We start from the raw sequence: 16838 nt of genomic DNA on the forward strand, positions 1-16838 counted from the left end.
TAAAACCTTTGTACAATTAATTCTTGAATAACAAAACATGCTGCTGTGCAATTTGCGCGAACCAGTCGCCGGCATTTTACATTTTAAGGCCATGGCGTTCACCTAATCTTTTCAGGGCATCAATATTGGTCCATGAAAAAACCCGTTTTGCCGCCTCACGCCAGTCCACCCATTCGTAGCGGACGTGTTCGCCAGGCGCCAGTGTAACCGGCAAGGCAGCCGGTAATGCCAGGGCAAACAGGTGCTCGCGGTTTTCTGTTACGCCAGGCGCGTAGCGATGACGCCAGTGCGGGTAAATTTCATATACATTCGACACCTGCCAGTCCTGCAGTTCATATTGCGCGGCATCCAGGCCTGTTTCTTCACGCACTTCCCTGACTGCGGCCTGCCATGGCGTTTCGTCGTTTTCCAGGCTGCCGGTCACTGATTGCCAGAAACCGGCTTTATCGGCGCGTTCCATGATCAGCACCTGCAGATCAGGCGTGTGAATCAATACCAGCGCCGAAATCGGGGTTTTATACGTTTTCAAGTATCGTCAGTGCTTCAGTTATTTAGAGGGTGATTTACCGGGTGCGTTCGTTAAATTCCTGGGCAGCTGGAAAACCACGTTCTCGACGACGCCCTGTAATTCTTCTACCTGGTCAGCGCCAAGCTGCTGCAATTTAGCAATGACTTCCTGCACCAGTATTTCAGGGGCGGAAGCACCGGCTGAAACGCCGATCTTTTGTTTATTGAGCAGCCACTCTGGTTTGAGAAAGCTCGCGTTGTCCACCATGTAGGCTTCGATCCCCTGGTTCTGCGCAACTTCACGCAGGCGGTTGGAGTTGGAACTGTTAGGTGAGCCGACAATAATGACCAGGTCACAGTCCTTGGCCATGATTTTGACGGCATCCTGACGGTTTTGCGTCGCATAGCAAATACTGTCGCTTCTGGGTGCCTTGATCTTGGGGAAGCGTTTCTGCAATGCATCGACCACACGGGCGGCATCATCCAGCGATAGCGTGGTTTGTGTGACATAAGCCAGTTTATCGGCGTTCTGCACTTGCAGGCTGGCCACATCTTCCGGCGTTTCCACCAGATACATGCCGGTGGTATCTTCCTGTTCGTCAACCTGACCCGGTTCAATTTGGCCCATAGTACCTTCAACTTCAGGGTGTCCCTTGTGACCGATCATGATGATTTCCAGGCCGTCCTTGCGCATCTTGGCAACTTCAATATGCACTTTTGTCACCAGTGGGCAAGTGGCGTCAAATGCCGACAAGCCACGCCGTTCTGCTTCAGCGCGCACTGCTTTTGAAACGCCGTGTGCGCTGAATATGACGGTGCTGCCGGCCGGGATTTCATCGAGCTCTTCAATAAAAATCGCCCCTTTGGCACGTAGCTGGTCTACAACGAATTTATTATGCACGACTTCATGACGCACATAAATCGGGGCGCCGAACTTTTCCAGCGCCTGCTCCACGATGATGATGGCGCGGTCTACCCCGGCACAAAAGCCGCGTGGGTTGGCAAGCAGGATGTTCGTCTCTTTGTTCATTTGTTCTGTATCTTTAGTTCAATTAAGCAAGGTTTGAAAGTGTAATCGCGCATATTCAAACCAACTGATTTTTCAGGTGACAGGTGCATCGGGTATAATTGTTCCAAATTTTAATTCACAAGTTTTAATTAATGATTAATAAAGCCTCGCTATGAAAAACACCGCAACCTTACTGATTACCTGTCCGGATGCCAAAGGCATTGTGGCGGCAATTGCTGATTTTTTACTCCAGCACAATGCCAACATTTTACACGCAGACCAGCATCAGGATGCAGAAAATAATTTATTCCTGATGCGCGTGGAATGGGATCTTGCCGGATTCAACCTGGATGAAGCCCAATTCAATCAGGCATTTGCAGTTATCGCCGATAAATTCAGCATGCAGTGGCAATTAAAGTTATCGCAGCACAAAGCGCGTGTTGCCATCATGGTGTCGCAGTATGACCATTGCCTGGCGGATTTGTTGCATCGGCATAAAAGCGGTGAACTGGCCTGTGAAATTCCGCTCGTGATCAGTAATCACCGCGATACCGAGAAACTGGTGCAGTTCTACGGCGTAGACTTCCATTACATTGCCGTGACCAAAGACAACAAGGCGGAAGCCGAAGCTGCCCAGTTTAAACTGTTCGATCAATACAACATTGATTTGATCGTGCTGGCGCGTTACATGCAGATATTGTCACCCGATTTCGTGTCACGCTACCCGCAGCGCATCATTAATATCCATCACTCATTCCTGCCGGCATTTATCGGCGCCCGCCCTTATCACCGTGCGTTTGAACGCGGCGTGAAGCTGATTGGTGCGACCGGTCACTATGTGACGGAAGTGCTGGATGAAGGCCCGATCATTGAGCAAGGTATCGAGCGTATCTCGCATCGTGACCAGGTGGAAGACCTGATCCAGAAGGGACGTGACCTGGAGCGTGTGGTGCTGTCGAAAGCCGTGCGCTGGCATATTGAAAACCGTATTTTGCTGTACGCGAACAAAACCGTGATTTTTGATTGATTTCAAATTCGATTCATCGCTGACACGGCGTTACCTGGTTCGATTGTGAACAATAAAAAAGCGAAGATTAATCTTCGCTTTTTTATTGCTTAAATTTAGCAGCTATTCAATGACGGTTTCCAGTGCGAATAGATCCTGCACTTTTTCCCGCTGGCGAATCACGATCGTCCGGTCGCCATCCACCATCACTTCTGCGGCACGCGGACGCGTGTTGTAATTGCTGGACATGCTCATGCCGTAAGCGCCGGCAGACATGATCGCCAGCAAGTCACCCTCGGCTAATGCCAGTTCCCGGTCGTGGCCAAGAAAGTCGCCGCTCTCGCACACCGGGCCCACGATTTCGTAATTATGCGTATTCGCCACACGCGGTTTAACGGCTTCAATCGCATGGTAAGCATCATAAAGCGCCGGGCGCATCAGGTCATTCATGGCGGCATCCACGATAGCAAAGTTCTTGGTTTCGGTATGTTTCAGGTATTCCACCTTGGTCAGCAGCACGCCTGCATTACCCACCAGTGCGCGCCCCGGCTCGAACACCAGCTTGATATCGCGTTTGCCCAGCTTGGCCAGCATCGCTTGTGCGTAGTCGCCGAATTCCGGCGGGGTTTCATCGCTGTAACAGATGCCGATGCCACCGCCGAGGTCGATATGCTGGATATGGATCTTGTTCTTGGCCAGCGCATCCACCAGTGCCAGCACGCGGTCGAAAGCATCCATGAATGGTGACAGTTCTGTAATTTGCGAGCCGATATGGCAATCTACACCGTGGATTGCAATGTTGGGCATGGCGGCTGCCTGCAGGTAAATATCGAGTGCATCTTCATAAGCGACGCCGAATTTATTGTTTTTCAGGCCGGTAGAAATGTAAGGGTGTGTCTTTGCATCTACGTTCGGATTCACGCGCAGCGAAACCGGAGCCACTTTACCCATGTAACCTGCGATGTCGTTCAGGCGCACCAGCTCGCTGGCAGATTCCACGTTAAAGCAGAAAATGCCGGCTTCAAGCGCAGCGCGCATTTCGTCTGCGGTTTTGCCCACACCGGAAAATACCACTTTGGATGGGTCGCCGCCGGCAGCAAGCACCCTGGCGAGTTCGCCGCCCGATACGATGTCAAACCCGGCACCCAGCTTGGCGAACAGGTTCAGGATGGCCAGGCTGGGGTTGGATTTAACGGCAAAGCATACCAGGTGATTGGTGCCTTTGAATCCTGCATCAAAGCGCTCAAAAGCCTGGGTAAGCGCGGATCTGGAATACACGTAGCAAGGCGTGCCATGATTTTCCGCGATCTGGTTAAGGGCTACATGCTCGGCATGCAGTGTGTTGTCTTTGAAATTAAATGCGTTCACGGTGGTGGTTTGTCGATATATTAGGGTTAGGCTGGATTATTTGCCGGACTGGGTCGGCTGCGGATACTGCTGTTCCGGAATGTAGAGCGGGCCCTTGGTGCCGCAGGCGTTCAGTGCAAGGCAGGCGGCCAGCAGAAGCATGATTTTTTTAGTCAGTTTTTGCATAATCAGCGATACGGTAAATTTTGTTTAAAATTTTTTAATAAACTGTCAGCTATGCTGAAAGCAGCTCGGCTATTCTATCATTTTTTATAACGATCTACTTTCTGTATCCATGCCGGATTGCGATTGAAGGTGTTTGCAACCGCCTGATTCGCGGAGATGTAACCGCTTATTGTGTAAAATTTACCGATTGTCAGGTGTTAATAGACAATGGAAATAGCAAGGTGCATGATGCACAGTAGTAAATAAGGTAAAAAAATAATATGACCAGCCTATTAAAATATAAACGTCGTCTTCAGGCCAGGCATGGCGGTTTTACTATGGTGGAACTGCTTGTAGCCGTAGCGATCATCGGCTTATTGGCTTCTATTGCTTTTCCCAGTTACCTGGAATACGTAAAAAAGGGGCGGCGTGCGGCGGCGCAGTCGCATTTGATGGATGTGGCACAGCATCAGCAGCAGTATCTGCTCGATACCCGCACTTATGCGGCAGACCTTGCGACACTGAACCTGACGACGCCTTCGGATGTTTCCAGTTATTACACGATTTCGATTACGGTCGGTGACGGCGCCCCGCCTGCGTTTACGGTTACCGCAACCCCGGCTGCGGGGTCGGCGCAGGCGTCGGACGTTACATTGACACTGACCAATACAGGCGCTAAAACGCCCGCGGATAAATGGTAGCGATTGCTGCATTGCAAAAGTTGAATGCCAGGGCTGGCATTCCTGCCCGTCCGAGTGCAGGGTTTACCTTGGTCGAACTGGTGATTACGATTGCAGTCGTCGGTATTCTGGCAGCGATAGCCACGCCTTCATTTTCCGGGATGATTGCCAATAACAAGGCAAGAGGGGTGGCTGCAGATTTGTATTTTGATTTAGCCAGGGCTCGCAGCGAAGCGGTCAAGCGCAATATGGAAGTGACTTTGTCACCCAGTGATGACGGCTGGAAAAAAGGCTGGAAAGTTTATCCATCAAATAGCGCGGATAATCTTCTGGAAGATCATAGCGTCAGTGGGGACAATGTCAGTGTGAGCGGGCCTGGAAGCGTCAAGTATAACAGTTCAGGCCGTGTCGGCGGCTCAGTGTCTTTCGCCATTGAAGCTACGGTAGGGGCTGCTACGGCCAATGCCTGTGTAACGGTGAGCCTGAGCGGGCTGCCAAAAGTGAAAAATAGCACATGTTAAAACAGCAATCACCACATCGGAAACATCAGGCGGGCACCACCTTGCTGGAGGTGATGGTCACTATTGTGATCCTGGCATTCGGCCTGCTTGGCCTTGCCGGGCTACAGATGAAAACCCGCACCGTTGAGCTTGAGTCATACCAGAGAAGCCAGGCCATGGTCATCCTGAATGATATGGTGAGCCGGTTCCATATGAGCCGGGCAAATGCGGCGGGTTATGTCAGCGGCCAGGTCAGCGGAGAGGGCGACGTTGAGCAGTGTACCGGCAAGACCGGAGCGGCGCTGGATTTATGCGAATGGGGCAATGCGCTGCGCGGTGCCGGTGAGTCTCTGGGCGGCACCAATGTTGGCGCCATGATAGGGGCAAGAGGCTGCATTACCCAGATACAGGCGCCGGATCCGACTGCCGGCACATGTGTGCCTGGCGTTTACGAGATTACGGTGACCTGGCAGGGTATGTTCAAGACAGCTGCCCCTAATAATACCTGCGCCCAGGATCTGAACATGTACGGCGGCGATGACCTGCGCCGCGCCATTTCACTGCGCGTGTCATCCGGTACGGGGAATTGCATATGATGCACGCATCCCGTTTACGCAGCAGGCAGGCCGGGCTTTCCCTGGTTGAGTTGATGGTTGCCGTGACCATCAGCCTGCTGGTGCTGACAGCGTTATCGGCGATCTTTATCAGCAGTAGCCGTTCCCGGAATGAAATGCAGAAATCGACCCAGCAGCAGGAGAGCGGGCGTTATGCTGCTGAATTGCTTGCCGATAATCTGAAAATGGCAGGCTACCTGGCAGAGTTTGATGCTACCCCGCTGACAACCCCCGCTACGCTTCCTGACCCATGTGTCACGTCGATCGCCAATTTGCTGACGGCAATGCCGCTCCATGTGCAGGGTGTCAATGATGCAACCGGCATTCCATCATGTCTGTCGGATGTGAAGGATGGCACGGATATCGTGGTGGTGCGGCGCGCGTCCACTTGTGTTGCCGGTGTTGCGGGCTGCCCTGCGTTTGTCGATGGCGAGCCGTATTTCCAGGCCTCTTTATGTACGCCGACTGATGGCAGCGGTGCCGAACTTGCTCACGCGATCAGCACCGATGCCGATTATGCGGCATACCATTTTGCCTTGAGCACTTCGGCCGGTGACTTTACCCGCCGTAAAACCAGTTGTGTCGCGACTGATTTTTCGGCCATCCAGCGTTATTTCGTGCATATCTATTTTATTGCCAACAATAATGAGTCCGGCGACGGCATCCCTACGCTGAAACGGGCGGAACTGGGTGCCGGGGCGTTCAATATCGTGCCGCTGGTGGATGGGATCGAGGATATGCAGATTCAATATGGAATTGATACCGATGGCGACGGCGTGCCTAACAGTTACACATCGGCTCCGGCGGATACCACAGCCTGGCGCAATGCCATGTCCGCGAGCGTTCATCTGCTCGCACGCAATACAACAAGTACCCAGGGCTATACCGATAGCCGTGTCTACACCCTGGGCGATAAGGAAGTATCCGCGCCGAATGACGGATACAAGCGTCATGTTTACAGTACCACTGCACAGTTTGTTAATCCATCATGGAGACGGCAATGAGACAGTTCTCCATACCTGACAGGCAGCGCGGTGTAGTGCTGCCGATAGCACTGATCATGCTGGTGATGATGCTGCTGGTCGCGATCGTCAGTTTTAACATGGGACGCCAGAATACGATTATTGCCGGCAACATGCAGCATAAGGCTGAAGTGGTGAATTCTGCCAACCAGGCGGTTGAGGAAGTGATTTCTAAAACGGCTTTTATCACCAATCCCAGTGCGGCGCTGCCTGGTAATAAAGCCAGCTACGATGTCAACGGTGACGGTAAGAATGATATTACCGTGACGCTTAGCCCAGCGCCCTGTGTGAAAAAAGCGCAAATCATCAAGAATGCGGAGTTGAGCGTCAGCAATACGAATGATGCTGCATGTATCGTGGGCGCGGGCCAGAACTTAGGTGTAGAAGGCGCCGTCACTGGCGACTCCCTGTGTGCCAACAGCGTTTGGGAAATCAATGCTGTGGCTGTTGATGACGTTACCGGCGCCGGGGCAACGGTGACGTCCGGCGTCGGTGTGCGTGTGGCCGCTGACGATGCAAAAAATCCGTCAAGTACATGCCCTTAATTGAGAAATCTGCCATGAATAATACCTACAAGAAAATTCTATCCGCGCTGATGGCATTAAGCTTTGCGCTGAACCCTCTCGGAACGGTGGCGGAAGACATTGATATCTTTACCGGGGATTCCGCCGGCGTCTCCGAGCGCCCGAATGTGCTGATTGTGCTGGACAACACTTCAAACTGGGCAAGGCAGAGCCAGCAATGGCCGGGAGGGCTGACCCAGGGGCAGGCCGAAGTGCGTTCGATCAAGAATGTGCTGGATTCAGTTGGCAGTGACATCAATGTAGGCGTGATGGAGTTCGTGACCAACGGCAATGCCAATAATATCGGTGGTTTCCTGCGCTTTCCTATCCTGCCTATGGACGCTACCAACAAAGCCGCGCTGAAAGCCGAGATGGATGAAATATTCGGTGATATCAACGGCACGAACGAGAAGCGCAACTCCAACACGCCATACGGCAACCTGGCGTATGACATGTATAACTACTTTGCCGGCGCTAATGTAGGCAGTAATAGCAGCAGCCTGAACCCGCCTAGCGCCAGGGTGGATGACCGCGCCTACGATACCTTGTACAGCAACTTCAAGACGCCGCTTTCCAGTGCTACCAGCTGCGCCAAGAATTATATTATTTTTATCAGTAATCCAACTTCAAGTGGTCCTTCCAGTGACACTGCGGCAAATAAAGCGGAGTTAAGCGCATTAGGTTGTAGTACTGCTAATATCGCTCTACCCAATTTTAGTCAGATTACCACGCAGGCGACCACGAATCTAGGGAGTACTACGGCCTGCTATGCCAGCAAAGCAGCCTGCAGCACTGCGGTGCAGACAGCTTATGCAGCCACAGGCGACACCACGTATGACAGCAAGAGCTGCGGAGATGTGTACGTTCCGTCAGGTGCGTGTGCTTCCGGTACCCAGCTGTATTCGGTGCTGGCTACCGATAAGCAGGGCGAAAAAAACCTTGGCAGCTTGTCATCCTGCGTACAGTCCTCTTCGAAATGTACGGACGCGATTGCCGGGCAGTACGGTGCCCAGTGTACCGGCACCGGTGTTTCATGCTCCTGCACGAATCAGGTGACGACAGGTTGTTCAGGCACTGGCGGCCAGAAATATAACTACACCATCGTGCGTAAAAAGACCCTGACCGAAGTGACTCCCCTGGGGTATTCCGCGGCCTGTTATGCAAGTGCGCCGGCTTATACCGCTACCTCTCCGGACTACACGTCGCAATGTACGGTATTTGCCAATTATGCCAGCGGCAGTGGCTGTGCTTATGGCACCCCTACAAGTACCGGTGCGTCATCCTGTGCTGCCGGTACCTCGCAATACACGATTGTTGGCAATTCCACCATTACCTCTGCTACGGCGACCGGAACCTACGATACCACAGGCAAGGGCAGTGCCTGGCACCTGGATGAATGGGCGCGATGCATCTACCAGAAAGGGGTGCCTGTGGCCGGCGGTGATAACCAGACCGCTGCGATGTATACGATCGATGTCTATAATGCGCAGCAGAATAATGACCATACGGCACTGCTGATGAGTGCAGCCAGCCAGGGCGGCGGCAAGTATTTCGCAGCCACCAATGAGGACGCGGTGCTCAATTCACTGAAGCAGATTTTTGCCGAGATCCAGTCCGTCAACTCTACTTTCGCTTCAGCTTCATTGCCGGTGAATGCGACCAACCGTGCACAGAACGAGAACCAGGTGTTCATCGGGATGTTCCGTCCCGATCCTGGCATGAAGCCGCGCTGGTATGGCAACCTGAAGCGTTATCAGCTGGTTTTTGAAGGCGATGGTGTCACGGTGAACCTCGGTGACAAGAACGGTGCGATTGCCGTGAATAACCAGACCGGCTTTATCAGTGATTGCGCAGCCAGCTATTGGACGACAGATTCATTGCTGGATGCGGCTGACCCATCCAAAGGTTACTACTGGTCCAACGTGCCGGTGAGCCCCAGCGCTGCCAGCAAATGTTCGGGTCTGGATCCGGCCAAGGTCTATTCAGACATGCCTGATGGCCCTACCGTTGAAAAAGGCGCGATTGCTGAAGTGATCCGCAAGGGTAACAACCCTGCGGTCACAGATGCTACGCCGACCTGGGCGCCCAATCGCACCATTTACACTACGGATAGCGCATTTGGCACTGGCCTGAGCGCCCTGTCCGGTGCCAGTGGGCTTGATGCAACGCAGCGTGCATGGGCGGGCGGTGCCGATACGCAGAATGAAGACAGCGATACGGTGACCACTGCCGAGACCCGTCCTTCGCTACATGGCGATGTGGTGCATTCACGGCCGCTGCCTGTGACCTACGGCAGCGGCGATGGCGTGGTTTATTACGGCGCGAATGACGGCATGTTCCGTGCGGTGAGTGCCGAAACCGGTAAAGAACTGTGGGCACTGATGCCATTCGAGTTTGCGCAGATGAATTTCGTGGACAGGCTGCGTAACAATGCGCCGCTGATCAAATATCCAAGTACGGACATGACGATCACGCCAACACCAACGCCAAAAACCTATGGCTGGGATGGCTCTATCGGCATTGCGCAGAATAAGGAAAACACCAAGGTATGGATCTATCCGACCATGCGTCGCGGCGGGCAGATGGTGTATGCGCTGGACGTGACTGACAAAAACTCACCAGTCATCCGCTGGAAGCACGGCTGTTACAATGGCGCCTGCAGTTCCGGGTTCTCAAACATGGGGCAGAGCTGGTCTGCGCCAGTGGTGGTGCCTGTAGCCGGTTATGCGACTGAGAAAGTTGCGCTGTTCGGTGGCGGTTATGATACCTGTGAAGATAAAAACCAGAAATCGCCATGCAGCAGCGGTGGCAAGGGCGCCAACGTCTATGTGGTGGATGCGGGAAGCGGTTCCTTACTGAAGTCGTTCACCCATGAGAAGATGCATAGCGTCGTATCCGAGGTGTCGGTGGTCGACATGAATGCCGACGGTAAAGCGGATTACGGTTATGTCGGTGATACCGATGGTAATTTATTCCGTATCGATATGGTGACTGCGGCTGTTTCCGGCGGGGTGTCCAGTTATACCGCGCTTGCTCCCGGCTCATGGACGATACACCATATTGCCAAGGCAGAGGGTGGCCGTAAATTCCTGTTCCAGCCGGCTTTGCTGCCACTGGCTAAGGATGGCCGCGTTTATGTCGCCATCGGTTCGGGCGACCGTGAGCATCCGCTGGTATCCCATTATCCCTACAAAGATGACGTGACTAACCGTTTTTATGTCTATCTGGATAACCTGACGGTGACATCCGGCGACCCGGTTGACCTGAACAGCCTGGTGGACAAGACGGTAGATGCCGGATGCAGTTCTAGTTCCATCCTGCCGGATTCAGTAAAACCCGGCTGGTATATGGATCTGAACCAGTACGGCAAGGGTGAGCAGACCGTAACATCATCCATCATCCTGGGCGGGCAGGTGGTGTTCAGTACGAATCGTCCCATACCGCCGGCTGACGGTACCTGCTCGACGGTACTTGGCGAGGCCAGGGGCTACTGGGTTAACCTGTTCAATGCATCAGGCACGATCGGCCAGGATAGTGCGACTTGCGGCGGTACGCGGTCTGCTATTTTCGTAGGCGGAGGCTTGCCGCCTTCTCCGGTGACCGGTAATGTTTATATTGACGGTAAGCCTGTCACAGTCGTGATCGGTGCGGTAGACCATAATGGCGGCGCCAGCACCCCGATTTCACCGGGCAAGGTGGTGCCTGCCGTCAGTCCGATCCGTAAACGTATCTATCATAAAGTGAAGGGTATCGATTAAGCGGTGCCTCACTGCATGCATTAGGCTGTATCAATTTGAAACGACAGACGGCTCAAGAGAGCCGTCTGTCGTTTCAGGCTTATGCCGAGTATTCTGCGAGTAGCGGGTGCTTAGGTTTGTGGCTGTGTCATGCCGTTGGAACAGTGATGCAAGGCAGTTCTAAGACCTTGGCAATAAGACTTTAGCAATATAAGGCCTTGGCGCTCAGTGTGCCTGTCGTTTCAATCCGGCACGCTGGTTTTGATAGCGGCCGCGACCTGTTCAATCACGGTACCGTCTTTCTCGGTTTTGCGGATTCTTACCGGCAGGTACTGGTAGTCACTGGCAAGCCAGACCTCGGTTTTTTCTTCATCACCGCTGCTTTTCAGCAAATGCACCGTTTTGAGTTCGCCCAGCCCGGTTGCAACAGTGTCTTCGCCTTCAAAGCTATAAGCGTAGGTGCGCAGCCGCTTGCCGTTGGTCATGGTGATCTGCATGCTGTCGAGTGGCGGCACGAACATGAACTGGTACATGAAACTTAAAAAATCCTGCGTGCCGGTAACCAGTTTTGCGGTACTGTCGCCTTTGGCGCTATGCATGTGCAGGATATTGTTTGTCCAGTCAAAATTTGCGGTTTGTGATTTATTTGCATTGCTGCCGTACAGGTAGGAGTAAAACTCCGGTCTTAGGCCATCTGCGGTCACCGTGCCTTCGCTTTTTTGTGTCAGGTTGCCGAAGAACAGTGAAGCCAGGCCTTTGGCCTGTGTCGTGCTGATGATCGAATAACGTCCGTCAGCGTCAATATTGAAAACAATTTTGCTGACGCCGACAGCCGAGGTGTCGCCGCCGCGCAGGACTTTGAATTCCGTTTCTACATGCCGGTAGGCAGGCTTGGCAGGCACATCTTCTGCCGGGGCTGAAACGGTCTCTGAGGTTTCCGGGGGCTCTGTGGTGGTTGCCGGCGCATTTGCGGCTTCGCCAGTATCAGCAGGGGGGCTCGGCGCATTATCCTCTATTGGGTTATTTGCGTTGGCAGGTGCAGGCGGTTCTTCCGCAAGCGGAGGAGGAGGGATGTTGGCTTTGGGCGCGCGCTGTTCTGGTTTTGGCTGGGATGTTTTGCCGGCAGGCTGACTGGTACTTGGGGCGGGCTGCTGCTGTACCAGATGCATATCAAGCGATTGAGCGTCATCAGCCATCTGCGGCAGCGAGATCGAGAACTCGCTCAGGAATGCAATGTGCAGAAGTATGGAGCCGACAGCTGCCAGCAATAGCATCTTATGCTGCATCAGATGCAGTTTAAGGCGGTGAATTATTGGATAAATAACAGGTGGCCGCATGCTATGGTGGATTGGTTATGGATGGCTGCGTTCTGCCATCAAGCAGTTTAGCGGCGATCAGGCCGTTGATAAACCCGAAAAACAGCGCGGCCACAGCAAAGACCGGTATCAGGTAGGCAACGCTGGCATGCGGGATGAGCCATAAACGCACTATGATAAGTTGCCCGGCTATATGCGCAAACGCGGCGAAGATGCTTAAGCTGACCGCGCTGAAATAGCGCCTGGGCAAGTGCTGGGCTGCCCATAGCATAGCCAGGCTGAGCAGCGCCCCGCTCAGGCTGAGTGCAAATGCAGGCGACATGAACTGCCCGAGCAGCAGGCTGCTGGCAAATACGCGCAGTATGCTGACCCAGGCCGCTGTCGCAAAATCGTATTGCAGCAGCACATACAGTGTGACGATATTGGCGATGCCGGGTTTAACCCCAGGCAGCGGTGATGGCACGACCGCTTCAATCATGTGCAGAGCAATTGCAAAAGCAGCCAGTTTTGCAATGCGGTGGTCATCAATATTGGTCTGTATCTGCATGCGTCATTAAACCGTATTTAAGGAAATGCCCATCAGTAATTCAGCGAGTCATAAGGCTTCTGCGCGCCAACCAGTTCCAGGCTGATCTGGTTAGGCAGGCATATCGCCACCTGTCCGCTATGGGTGAGCCAGCCCTGATGCACGCAGTATTGATTATGACACGGTGACTTGGAAAATCGTACCTTACCCTGGCTAATGTGAATAACCGCGTCCCCGATAGCGCCATGAACCGTAATGTCCCGCTGCTGGTTCAGGTCATAGCTAGCCTGGATTTTATCGCCTACGCGGATCTGTATTTTGGAAGCCGGCTCATGTGACCATAAAGTCAGGAACAGGCAGGCGGTGATTGCGGCACTGAAAATAATGGTGAGCCAGTCACCGACCAGCAGGTGCCTGAAGGTCGTTTCAGGGGAGCGTAACAAGCTTAACATGGCGGTTATTATTCACTTCCGGGTCTAACCAGTCGAGTTTTTTGGCAAGTGCCTGACTTACAGCAATATTGGATTGCTGGTCGATCACCATGAAATATTGTATGCCAAGCATAGCGGCAGTGCTGGCTTTATCTTCAGCCGCTGCGATGAAAATGGGTTTGGATGCCACGTCAGACAGCACCCCGGCATTTTTCCGGGGTGGAATCAGCACCGTAACCGCCTGTGTATGCTGTACCGGGTAACCGTTGCGCGGGTCAATAATATGGCAGTAGCGTTTGCCATCCAGCATGAAATAGCGCTGGTAGTCACCCGAGGTGCCGATTGCCCAGCCATCTGCCAGCTCCAGCGTGGCAATCGCCGCCGGTTTGCGCGGGTGCTGTATGCCGACACGCCAGGGTTTGTCGCCATGCCGGCCAATGGCGATGATGTTGCCGCCTATGTTGATCAGTGTGTTTTTAACCTGCTGCCGGCGCAGATAGTCGGCAGCCATGTCCAGCGCATAGCCTTTGGCATAGCCGCCCAGGTCCAGTTTTACGTTGGGGTTGGTGCTGAAGGCGGTGTTGTCTTTCAACACAATGTCGGTCATGCGCGGCCTGGTTTTGAGCAGTGCTTCTATGCTTGCATCATCAACCCTGACCGCAGAAAACTCATCACGCTGAAAGCCCCAGGTGCTGATCAAGTGGCCGATGGCCGGATTGAACAAGCCTTGTGACTTCACCGACAGATCCGTTGCTTCCGCCAGCATTGCCGCAAGCTGCGGGCTGATGGTTACAGGCCTGGTGCCGCTTGCAAAGGCGGTGTTCAATGCACCAAGTTCGCTGGCCTGGCCTTTGCCGGCCGGTTTCCAGGCATGCAGCTGCTTGTGCAGGTTCTGGAAATCCTGCAATACCTGATTTGCCAGCAATCTTGCGCGGTCTTCGGGTTCACCGTAAATGCTGATATCGACCAGTGTGCCGAATACATAACTCTGTGTATGGTAAAGCGGTTCCTGCCTGAGTGCGCGCACACCGACTATGGCTAGAGCCAGCATGGCAATTACTAGCAGGCTGACCGGCCATTTACGCATAGGCCGGGCGTTATGCCGCCAGAAACTGCTCTAGCGCATCCAGCATCAGCCCTGCCGGATTGCAGTCGGTTTGCGCGGCAATTTCCACCATGCCGGTAGGGCTGGTGACGTTGATCTCGGTTAAATGGTCACCGATCACATCCAGCCCTACGAGGAACAGCCCGTGCTGTTTGAGCGTTCTGCCAACCACGGTGGCAATTTCATGGTCGCGCTCACTGAGCGGCTGCGCCACACCGGTACCGCCGGCTGCCAGGTTGCCGCGGGTTTCGCCCGCGAGCGGTATGCGTGCCAATGCATAGGGTAACGGGTCGCCATTAATGATGATGATGCGTTTATCGCCCTGCACGATTTCCGGCAGGTAGCGTTGCGCCATGATGGTACGGCTGCCATGCAGGGTGATGGTTTCCAGGATCACGCTGATGTTCGGGTCGTCCAGCGTCAGCCGGAAAATACTGCTGCCGCCCATGCCATCCAGCGGTTTCACGACGATATCCTGATGCGTATTCAAAAACTCGCGGATCAGCGCATTATTTGCAGTGACCAAAAATTCCGGTGCAAATTGCGGAAACCGCGTGACCGAAAGTTTTTCATTCCAGCCGCGGATTGCCGCCGGGTCATTAAACACCTTGGCACCCTGGCTGGCGGCAATTTCCAGCAGGTAAGTGCTGTAGAGGTATTCATTATCGAACGGCGGGTCTTTGCGCATGATGATGGCGTCAAAGTCCAGCGGTGCATTTTCATCCGGGATGCCCAATTCATAACCATCGCCGGTGAATTCGAACGACTGCGTCCTGATCCGGGCTTGGCTGCCGCGCAGGAAAAGGTCATGCTGCATGCACACGAATAATTCGTGGCCGCGCCGGCTTGCTTCGCGCATCATGGCGAAGCTCGTATCCTTGTAGATTTTCAGGCTAGGCAGCGGATCCAGAATAAATACGAGTTTCATCGTCAGCAGTGGCCCAGTGGTTATTGGTTAAGCGGATTCTGTTCCTGCAGCTCTATGGCAGCGGCCAGCAGCGCCAGGCGCGCAACCACGCCATAGGCATAGAAGCGGTTTGGCGCGGCATCCGGAGCACCGGCACAGTCAGGCAGGGTACAGGGTTTTTCAAATGCCAGCGGTACAAAATGCGAGCCGGGCGCGTTCAGGTTCTCATCCACGCCGCGGCCCGTGTGCACGCGGTAAAAGCCGCCAATCACGAAATGATCCATCATGTACACGACAGGCTCGGCCACGGCATCGTTGATGCTTTCGAAGGTATAAACACCTTCCTGGATGATGACTTCAGAAACTTCCAGACCTTCTTTCACGACGGACATCTTGTTACGGGTCTTGCGGTTCAGGGCGCGTACATCATCCGGCGATTTCACGGTCATGATGCCCATGCCATAGGTGCCGGCATCCGCCTTTACAATCACGAACGGCTCCTGCGTCACGCCATACTCTGCGTATTTAAGCCTGATCTTTTCCAGCAGCAGCTCAACTTTAGCCGCAAGGCACTCTTCGCCGGTGCGGGCGTTGAAGTCGATCTCGCCGCAGGTATCGAAATACGGGTTCAGCAGCCATTCATCAATGCCGATCAGTTGTGCGAACTCGCTCGCTACACGGTTATAGGCTGAGAAGTGCTGGGATTTCCGGCGCGTGCTCCAGCCGGCGTAAAGCGGGGGGATCAGGTCCTGCTCAAGATCTTTGAGTATTTCCGGAATGCCGCCTGACAGGTCGTTATTGAGCAGGATGGCACAGCTGTCGAATTCATCCAGCGTGACGCCATCAATAGAAGATTGCGGCAATTTGATACGGTTGCCGACACGCACCACAGGTTCCAGCAGAAGCGTTTGCCCACCCTGCGTTTCAAATCGGGTAGGCACCGTGATTTCCGGTGAGATGGAACCGATCCTGATGTGCATGCCTGCCTGTTTCAGGATATTGGCGAGCTCGACCACGTTGTGCAGGTAGTAAGTGTTACGTGTATGGTTTTCAGGAATGATCAGCAGACGGTGCGCTTCCGGGCATACTTTCTCGACGGCTACCATCGCGGCCTGAACGCTCAGGTGCAGAAATTCCGGATTCAGGTTGTTGAAACCGCCCGGAAACAGGTTGGTGTCTACCGGCGCCAGCTTGAAACCGGAGTTGCGCAAATCAACAGAAGCATAAAACGGAGCCGCATGCTCCAGCCATTGCGTGCGGAACCAATGTTCGATTTTTGGCATCGCGCCAAGCATGCTTTTTTCTAAACTCAGCAGGGGGCCGTTCAATGCTGTTGTCAGGTGAGGAACCATATTTACCTTATTTTAAAGAATATCGCGATTATGCCGGAGTATATTACAGGC

The 16838-nt window shown here is 53.6% G+C and carries 17 protein-coding genes; 7 read left to right on the forward strand and 10 right to left on the reverse strand.

From position 1 onward, the window contains the following. Positions 1-76: 76 nt before the first annotated feature. Together nudB and ispH are read right to left on the reverse strand one after the other, a co-directional pair. A complete protein-coding gene (gene nudB / locus GQ51_RS09380) occupies positions 77-529 on the reverse strand; it encodes a dihydroneopterin triphosphate diphosphatase (RefSeq protein ID WP_047552257.1) in 453 nt (150 codons plus the stop codon). A gap of 18 nt (positions 530-547) precedes the next feature. Next, entirely contained in the window at positions 548-1537 is a 990-nt protein-coding gene (gene ispH, locus GQ51_RS09385) for a 4-hydroxy-3-methylbut-2-enyl diphosphate reductase (RefSeq protein WP_047552258.1), read from the reverse strand. 151 nt (positions 1538-1688) lie between these two features. Between ispH and purU the strand changes: the two genes are divergently transcribed. Further along, positions 1689-2543, forward strand: a complete 855-nt coding sequence (gene purU / locus GQ51_RS09390) for a formyltetrahydrofolate deformylase (protein WP_047552260.1) — start codon at positions 1689-1691, stop codon at positions 2541-2543. A gap of 102 nt (positions 2544-2645) precedes the next feature. Here the strand turns inward: purU and lysA are convergent, their stop codons facing one another. Next, positions 2646-3890 carry a diaminopimelate decarboxylase gene (gene lysA, locus GQ51_RS09395; protein ID WP_047552262.1) on the reverse strand — a complete coding sequence of 415 codons (1245 nt, stop codon included), beginning with the start codon at positions 3888-3890 and terminating at the stop codon, positions 2646-2648. Between the two features lie 36 nt (positions 3891-3926). Continuing rightward, complete coding sequence (gene lptM, locus GQ51_RS12345) at positions 3927-4055, reverse strand: LPS translocon maturation chaperone LptM (protein WP_081987134.1); 129 nt, start codon at positions 4053-4055, stop codon at positions 3927-3929. A gap of 260 nt (positions 4056-4315) precedes the next feature. On the opposite strand from lptM, the gene GQ51_RS09400 reads away from it, so the two are divergent. From GQ51_RS09400 to GQ51_RS09425, 6 genes are read left to right on the forward strand one after another with little or no spacing between them, the layout of a single operon-like run. Further along, the gene (locus GQ51_RS09400) at positions 4316-4735 is read left to right on the forward strand and encodes a type IV pilin protein (RefSeq protein ID WP_047552264.1); all 420 of its coding nucleotides are present in this window, start codon (positions 4316-4318) and stop codon (positions 4733-4735) included. Further along, positions 4729-5235 (forward strand): GspH/FimT family pseudopilin, encoded by a 507-nt coding sequence (locus GQ51_RS09405; protein WP_052177792.1) that lies wholly within the window; start codon positions 4729-4731, stop codon positions 5233-5235. Before GQ51_RS09400 ends, GQ51_RS09405 begins: the two co-directional genes overlap by 7 nt. Further along, positions 5229-5810, forward strand: coding sequence for a type IV pilus modification PilV family protein (locus GQ51_RS09410; protein ID WP_047552265.1), 582 nt, complete (start codon positions 5229-5231; stop codon positions 5808-5810). The genes GQ51_RS09405 and GQ51_RS09410 overlap by 7 nt, the downstream gene beginning before the upstream one ends. Beyond that, positions 5810-6832: a PilW family protein gene (locus GQ51_RS09415; RefSeq protein ID WP_160280008.1), complete on the forward strand. Its 1023-nt coding sequence runs from the start codon at positions 5810-5812 to the stop codon at positions 6830-6832. The genes GQ51_RS09410 and GQ51_RS09415 overlap by 1 nt, the downstream gene beginning before the upstream one ends. After that, positions 6829-7395, forward strand: a complete 567-nt coding sequence (locus GQ51_RS09420) for a pilus assembly PilX family protein (RefSeq protein WP_047552269.1) — start codon at positions 6829-6831, stop codon at positions 7393-7395. Before GQ51_RS09415 ends, GQ51_RS09420 begins: the two co-directional genes overlap by 4 nt. A gap of 14 nt (positions 7396-7409) precedes the next feature. After that, positions 7410-11171, forward strand: coding sequence for a pilus assembly protein (locus GQ51_RS09425; protein WP_160280009.1), 3762 nt, complete (start codon positions 7410-7412; stop codon positions 11169-11171). Between the two features lie 221 nt (positions 11172-11392). Here the strand turns inward: GQ51_RS09425 and GQ51_RS09430 are convergent, their stop codons facing one another. From GQ51_RS09430 to gshA, 6 genes are read right to left on the reverse strand one after another with little or no spacing between them, the layout of a single operon-like run. Then, the gene (locus GQ51_RS09430; RefSeq protein WP_047554098.1) at positions 11393-12436 is read right to left on the reverse strand and encodes a DUF3108 domain-containing protein; all 1044 of its coding nucleotides are present in this window, start codon (positions 12434-12436) and stop codon (positions 11393-11395) included. Between the two features lie 52 nt (positions 12437-12488). Then, positions 12489-13013 carry a Gx transporter family protein gene (locus GQ51_RS09435; RefSeq protein WP_047552273.1) on the reverse strand — a complete coding sequence of 175 codons (525 nt, stop codon included), beginning with the start codon at positions 13011-13013 and terminating at the stop codon, positions 12489-12491. Positions 13014-13045: 32 nt separating this feature from the next. Continuing rightward, positions 13046-13444, reverse strand: coding sequence for a NusG domain II-containing protein (locus GQ51_RS09440; RefSeq protein WP_052177794.1), 399 nt, complete (start codon positions 13442-13444; stop codon positions 13046-13048). Then, entirely contained in the window at positions 13419-14510 is a 1092-nt protein-coding gene (locus GQ51_RS09445; protein WP_081987135.1) for an FAD:protein FMN transferase, read from the reverse strand. The genes GQ51_RS09440 and GQ51_RS09445 overlap by 26 nt, the downstream gene beginning before the upstream one ends. A gap of 10 nt (positions 14511-14520) precedes the next feature. Beyond that, positions 14521-15456 carry a glutathione synthase gene (gshB, locus tag GQ51_RS09450; RefSeq protein ID WP_047552277.1) on the reverse strand — a complete coding sequence of 312 codons (936 nt, stop codon included), beginning with the start codon at positions 15454-15456 and terminating at the stop codon, positions 14521-14523. Positions 15457-15476: 20 nt separating this feature from the next. Continuing rightward, positions 15477-16787 carry a glutamate--cysteine ligase gene (gene gshA, locus GQ51_RS09455; protein ID WP_047552279.1) on the reverse strand — a complete coding sequence of 437 codons (1311 nt, stop codon included), beginning with the start codon at positions 16785-16787 and terminating at the stop codon, positions 15477-15479. Between the last annotated feature and the right edge of the window lie 51 nt (positions 16788-16838).

The sequence above is a fragment of the Methylotenera sp. G11 genome (assembly GCF_000799735.1).
Taxonomy (GTDB): Bacteria; Pseudomonadota; Gammaproteobacteria; order Burkholderiales; family Methylophilaceae; genus Methylotenera.